At 63.1% G+C, this 6074-nt stretch carries 5 protein-coding genes; 2 read left to right on the top strand and 3 right to left on the bottom strand.

Features of this window, described 5'->3' with window-relative positions; all coding sequences use genetic code 11:
• Positions 1-204: serine/threonine protein kinase (locus VEK15_33010; GenBank protein ID HXV65563.1), on the bottom strand; the 204-nt coding region annotated here is incomplete at its 3' end.
• A gap of 159 nt (positions 205-363) precedes the next feature.
• Here VEK15_33010 and VEK15_33015 point away from each other — a divergent pair.
• Both VEK15_33015 and VEK15_33020 read left to right on the top strand, forming a co-directional pair.
• Entirely contained in the window at positions 364-2961 is a 2598-nt protein-coding gene (locus VEK15_33015) for a VWA domain-containing protein (protein HXV65564.1), read from the top strand.
• Positions 2958-4118: a succinylglutamate desuccinylase/aspartoacylase family protein gene (locus VEK15_33020; GenBank protein HXV65565.1), complete on the top strand. Its 1161-nt coding sequence runs from the start codon at positions 2958-2960 to the stop codon at positions 4116-4118. Before VEK15_33015 ends, VEK15_33020 begins: the two co-directional genes overlap by 4 nt.
• Here VEK15_33020 and map read toward each other — a convergent pair.
• The gene (gene map / locus VEK15_33025) at positions 4105-4953 is read right to left on the bottom strand and encodes a type I methionyl aminopeptidase (protein ID HXV65566.1); all 849 of its coding nucleotides are present in this window, start codon (positions 4951-4953) and stop codon (positions 4105-4107) included. The two genes, VEK15_33020 and map, sit on opposite strands and share 14 nt — an antisense overlap.
• A 54-nt stretch (positions 4954-5007) precedes the next feature.
• Positions 5008-5979, bottom strand: coding sequence for a magnesium/cobalt transporter CorA (gene corA / locus VEK15_33030; protein ID HXV65567.1), 972 nt, complete (start codon positions 5977-5979; stop codon positions 5008-5010).
• Between the last annotated feature and the right edge of the window lie 95 nt (positions 5980-6074).

Genomic DNA, 6074 nt, shown 5'->3' on the forward strand with positions numbered 1-6074 from the left:
GTTCGGATGGGACAGTGCGGCGACGGCGCGCGCCTCGTGCTCGAAGCGTGCTCGCCGCTCGGGAGAGGACCTCAATTCTGGCGGCAGCACCTTGAGAGCGACTCTGCGACCGAGTTTGAGGTCCTCGGCGACGTAGACGTCACCCATTCCGCCGCTAGCCAGCTTCCGGAGGATCCTGTAGTGTCCGAGAGTCTCTCCGATCAAGGCTCTTCCTTGGTTTCCGGCGATTTGCCGTAGGAGACGGGGAAATTCTAACGCGGGCCGTCGCTCGATTCGAACGAGACCTCCTCTTCCATGCAACGGAACACCTTCTCGGTAACGCGATCCGAGGAAGCTCGATGAGATACAATTGATCGGATCGCCATGTCGCTGAGCGTCGAAAGTTACTGGCCGTTGCTCCTGATTCCCGCCGTGCTCTTCCTGTTCTGGGTCCGGCGACGCACCGAAACGTCCCTGAGCCGGCGGCATCTTGCCGCCCTGACCTTGGTGCGAGCGGCCGTCGCGTCGATGTTGCTCCTGACCCTCATGCGCCCCCATTTGAATCGGCCGAGCACGGACATATCGGCGATTTTTGTGGTCGACGTTTCCCGCAGCATCGCGCCCGAGTTCCTGAGCGCCGCCATACAGTGGTGTGCCGACGCCGTTGCGACGGGGCGGCCCGCCCATGCCCGGTTCATTGGATTCGCTGGGGATGCGGCCATCGTGGAGCGCGCCGACGAGCTCGGTAGGATCGCCGTGTACGACGGCGCTTCGGTCGAGAGGGGTGCGAATGGCACTCAGGGCGTCATCGACCAGAGCCGCACGAACATCGAGCGGGCTCTCCGCCAGGCGATGGGAAGCTTCGCCCCCCACAGCCTGAAGCGATTGGTTCTCGTCACCGATGGGCACGAGACCGAGGGGGACTTGAGCTCGGTGCTGCCGGAGCTCGAAGCCGACGCGGTGCGGGTCTTCACCATGCCCGCAGCTGCCCGATCCGAAGGCGATAGCTGGATCGAGCGAATCGAAGTCCCCGAGGGCCTTCGCGCCAAGGAGATGGCAGAAGTCGGCGTCCTGGTGTTCAGCCGGGTCCCGAAGGAGGCGACCGTGGGGCTCGAGACCCCGTCCGCGCGTCTGGCGGAAAAATCATTGACGCTCCCGCCGGGCTTCAGCCGCGTGAGCTTCGAAGTACAGCTTCCCGACGAAGGGATCGTCGATCTTCTGGCGAGGATCGATACCGCCAGTGACCCGTTTCCCGTCAACGATCAGCGTCTTCAGACCGTGTCCGTGGGGCCGGCTGCCCGGATTCTGTACGTCGAAGGGCATCCGCCGAGCGCTCCCTACTTCAGAAACGCCCTCGAGTCTGCCGGCTTCGAAGTCGTCCTGGTGCCGGGTGTTTCCTTCGCAAGGTCGGGCTTATCGCTCGGTGAGTTCGACGCCATCGTTCTCAGCGATGTGTCCGCCGGAAGCCTCGACGAACGCATCATGCTCGAGCTCGAAAGCTACGTCCGAGACCAGGATGGTGGCCTCATCTTCGCGGCGGGCGAAACGAGCTATGGAGAGAAAGGTTACTCGGACACAATCGTGGAGCGGGTGCTTCCGGTGCAGTTTCGCGTCGAAGAGAAATGGAAGGATCTCTCGCTCGTCGTCGTTCTCGACAAGTCCTACAGCATGTACGGGAGGAAGATCGCGCTCGCCAAGGAGGCGACGAAGGCGGCGCTCGATTTGCTGGAAGATACGCACCGGTTCGGGGTGGTCACCTTCGACTGGAATCCCTACACCACGATTCCGCTCCAGATGGCGTCGAACAAGGAATGGATCAAGGAAGGCATCAGCCGCATTCAGGCGAGCGCACAGACGAACATCTATCCCGCACTCGAACGGGCCTACGAGCAACTGATCGAAAGCCCCTCGAAAGTCAAACACGTCATCCTGCTCTCGGATGGCAAGACCTATCCCGACGACTACGAGGAGCTCGTGAAGCGCATGGTCGAGGACGAGATTACCGTCTCGACGGTCGCGGTGGGCGAGGAGGCGGACCAGGAGCTCTTGGCCGCCATCGCCGATTGGGGCAGCGGTCGCAGCTACTTCATCCTCGACGCCGAGAAAGTCCAGCAGATCTTCATCGAGGAGACCCAGATCGCCCTCGAGGCGACGCTCGTCGAGGAAGCGTTCAAGCCAGTCCTCAAACGGGAGATCGAGGCACTGAAAGACGTCGACTTCGACGAGGCTCCCTCTCTGCGCGGCTACGTGAGCACGCTTCCCAAGGAAGGAGCCGAGGTCGTCCTCGAAGCGAGAGACGAGGACCCGCTGCTCGCGCGTTGGCACTACGGAATGGGACGCGCGGTCATGTTCACCTCCGACGTCAAGAATCGATGGGCGACCGACTGGCTCGCGTGGGAGGGTTACGGCCGCTTCTGGGCACAGATCGTGCGAGAGACGATGCGGAGGCAACATGGCGCGGAGGTGGATTTCCGCGTCGAGAGAAAAGGGGACGCCGCCGAGATCGATCTCTCCGTCGTGGATGAGAACGGCGAGTATCCGAAAGACCTCGAGCCCGTGATTCGGGTGAGCGGGCCGAGTCGGGACGTATCGACGGTTCGGATGCGGCAGACGGCCCCTGGCCAATACCACGCCTCGGTCGCCGTGTCGGTCTCGGCCGAAGCCCCGTGGCGATTCGAGCTTTCGGAAGACGGGCTCTCACCCGACCTCGCCGCCAAGGTCGGCGGCACGCGGAGCGTCTCCTATTCCTACCCCGACGAGTACCGCTTCTATCCACCGGATCTGGAGAAACTCGAGACCATTGCACGGGAAACGGGAGGGCAGTTCCAGCCGGAGGCGGCGGACATCTTCTCGGACTTCGGTGAACGCGCGAGAGTACCGACCGATTTGTGGCCGATCACGGCATTGCTCGGCCTGTTACTCTATTTGTTGGACATTGCCATGAGACGAGTACCCTGGCTCTGGCAGAGACTCACCGATTGAGCAGCCCTCTCACCGCCGTTACCCCCGTTCGCGAACGCGTCATCGGTCGAATCCGAGGACCGCTTCCCGGGCCGATGCTGGTCCTGGTGGGATCGATTCATGGCAACGAGCCAGCGGGGGTCAATGCGCTCGAGCGGGTCACACGCGCTCTGGGAGACGAGACCGTGTCGAGCGGCGATCTGCTCGCACTGGTCGGAAACCTGCCCGCGCTCGAAGCCGGCCAGCGCTTCATCGACGAGGACTTGAACCGACACTGGTCGAGCGAGCGTCTCGCCGGCGCCCTGGCCACGGTGGAGGACCGACAGAGAAAGGACCTCTTCCAGAACCTCTCGCGCGGCTTCGCCGAAGCACGCGGCCCCATCGTTCTGCTGGATCTTCACACGACCTCGGGCGAGGGCACGGTTTTCGCCGTATTCGCCGATACCCTTCGCAGCCGCAACTTCGCGCGAGGATTTCCCGTTCCCGCGGTGCTCGGACTCGAAGAGCAGCTGGAGGGAACCCTGGTGGACTACGTCGGGTCTCTGGGTCACGTGGCCGTCGGTCTCGAAGGAGGCCAACACGACGACCCCGAATCGATCGAGAACCTGGCCTCGGCAGTTTGGCTGGCTCTCGGAAAGCTCGAAATGCTGTCGTCGGGAGCCCGCCCGCTCGCCGCGGACGCCCATCGTCGGCTTCGACGGGCCGCCGACGAAGTCCCTCGAATCGTCGAGGTAACCTACCGGCACGCCCTCGAGAGCAACTGTGGATTTCGAATGGAGCCTGGCTTCCGCAGCTTTCACCCGGTCGGGCGAGGTCAGGTCGTAGCCAGGGATCGGTCGGGAGCCGTTCGCGTTCCCGAAGACGGCTTCCTCCTGATGCCGCTCTACCAGGCCCAGGGAGATGACGGGTTCTTCGTGGTGCGGCGCGTCCGCCCGATCTGGCTGCGAGTCTCGGCGATCCTTCGATACTTTCGGCTCGGCCGGTTCGCCCACTGGCTTCCCGGGGTGTCGCGTTTCAAGGACAACCGGCACATCCTCGAGGTGGATCGCAGGGTGGCCCGATGGTACTCGCTCGAGGTGCTTCATCTGCTCGGGTTCCGGCGCCGAAGCGAGGAGGGCTCGACTCTGATCGTCGAGGCGTCAGCACGACTTCAAATAGAACGCGCTAGGCCTTCGTGAGAGCGGGCGGGTACCAGCGGCCAGGCGGCTCCCAGGTGCCTTCCTCGTTCTGGACCGTGAGAACCCGGACGCCGTCTTCCGTGACCGCCAGCGTGTGCTCGTATTGGGCCGAGAGCTTCCCGTCCGCGGTCACGGCCGTCCAGCCATCTCGCAACAGAACCATTTCCCAGGTGCCCTCGTTGATCATCGGCTCGATCGTGAATGTCAGCCCCGGTGACAGACGAAGGCCCCGTCCGGGACGCCCGTAGTGGGGCACCTGCGGAGCCTCGTGGAAACCGCGCCCCACCCCGTGGCCGACGAAGTCACGCACCACGGAGTAGCCGAGCGGCTCTACGTAGGATTGGATGGCGTGACCGACGTCTCCAAGCCGGGCTCCCGGCCTTACCGCGGCGATCGCGAGACGGTTCGACTCCAGCGTGACCTCGAGAAGCCGCATCACCTCGGGCGCGCCCACTCCTACGGGGATGGTCGAGGCATTGTCACCATGAAAGCCCTCTACAATGAGGGTGACGTCGATGCCGACGATGTCACCCTCTCTGAGGACTTGCTTCTTGCTCGGAATTCCGTGGCAGATGACGTCGTTGACCGCGGTGCAAATGCTCTTGGGAAAACCTCGATAGTGGAGTGGCGCAGCAATGACACCTTCCCTTCGCGCGAAGTCGACCTGGAGGTCGTCGATGTCCTGGGTGGTCATTCCCGGCGTGACCTGCTCGAGGATCCACTGCAAGCAGACGGACGCGAGTCTGCCCGCGCGGGCCATGGCTTCGAGGTCTCGTTCACTCTTGATGAAGACCTTGCCGCTCGCTTCGTAGAAATTGGTCTGGGCGTTTCTCACTATCGTCTTATTGTACCCCCGCGACACGAAGACGAGCCGGGAAAGACCAATCGCTCACAACCAGCCGCGCCGCCGGAAGAATAGGTAGAGCGCGCTGCATGCCGCAGCCATCAAGGCCAGAACTGCCGGATAGCCAAACGGCGATCGAAGCTCGGGCATGTGCTCAAAGTTCATGCCGTAGACGCCGGCGATCATCGTCGGGACCACGGCGATCGCGACCCAGGCCGAGATCTTGCGCATGTCTTCGTTCTGCCGAATGCTCATCTGGGTCATGTTGGCTTCGAGAACACCGGTGAGGAGGTCCCGGAATGCGTCGATCTGCTCGCTGATTCGGAGCATGTGATCGTACACGTCTCGAAAGTATTGCTGTACCTCGGCCTTGACGAGCGGCATGGGCTGGGTCGCCAGATGGCTCAGGGGGGTGAGGAACGGTGCGGTGGCGCGCCGAAGCTCGAGCACCTCGCGTTTTAGGTAATAGATACGCTCGACCGGGTTAGTGCCCTCGACGGAGAAGACCTGCTGCTCGACCTCCTCGATATCGTCCTCGATGCCCGCGGTGACGGGTACATAGTCGTCCACGACCTTGTCCACGATTCCGTGCAGAACGGCGCTGGGACCATTCGCAAGGAACTCGTGGTTCTCTTCGAGCTTGCTCCGGAGCTCCTTGAGCCCGCTCGCGAGACCGTGCCGCACGACCAGGATGAACCTCTCCCCCAGAAAGATGAGGATCTCGCCGAACTCGACACATTCTTCCTCGTCGACGTAACGAGCGGTCTTGAGCACGACGAAAAGAGAGTCCCCGTAGCGTTCGAGCTTGGGCCGCTGGTGTGCATGGATGGCGTCCTCGACCGCCAGCTCGTGAAGACCGAAACCCTGCCGCACGGTTTCGAACTCCTCCGGAGTCGGCTCGTGGAGACCGATCCAGACGAAATCGCCTTCGTGCTCGTGGCGAGCGGCAGCTTCTTCGGGGGTAAGCTGCGACGTAAGGCGGCGGCCGGCCTCGTAGAGAGCACAGTCTACGATCACGAGTGCGATGTCAGCCCCGGTCGGAGCTCAGCGTTCACGTCCTCGCCGAGAATCGCGGCCGCCTGTCGTTCTTCCCCCATCGCCTCGACGCGCGC

It is taken from the genome of Vicinamibacteria bacterium (genome assembly GCA_035620555.1).
Taxonomy (GTDB): domain Bacteria; phylum Acidobacteriota; class Vicinamibacteria; order Marinacidobacterales; family SMYC01; genus DASPGQ01.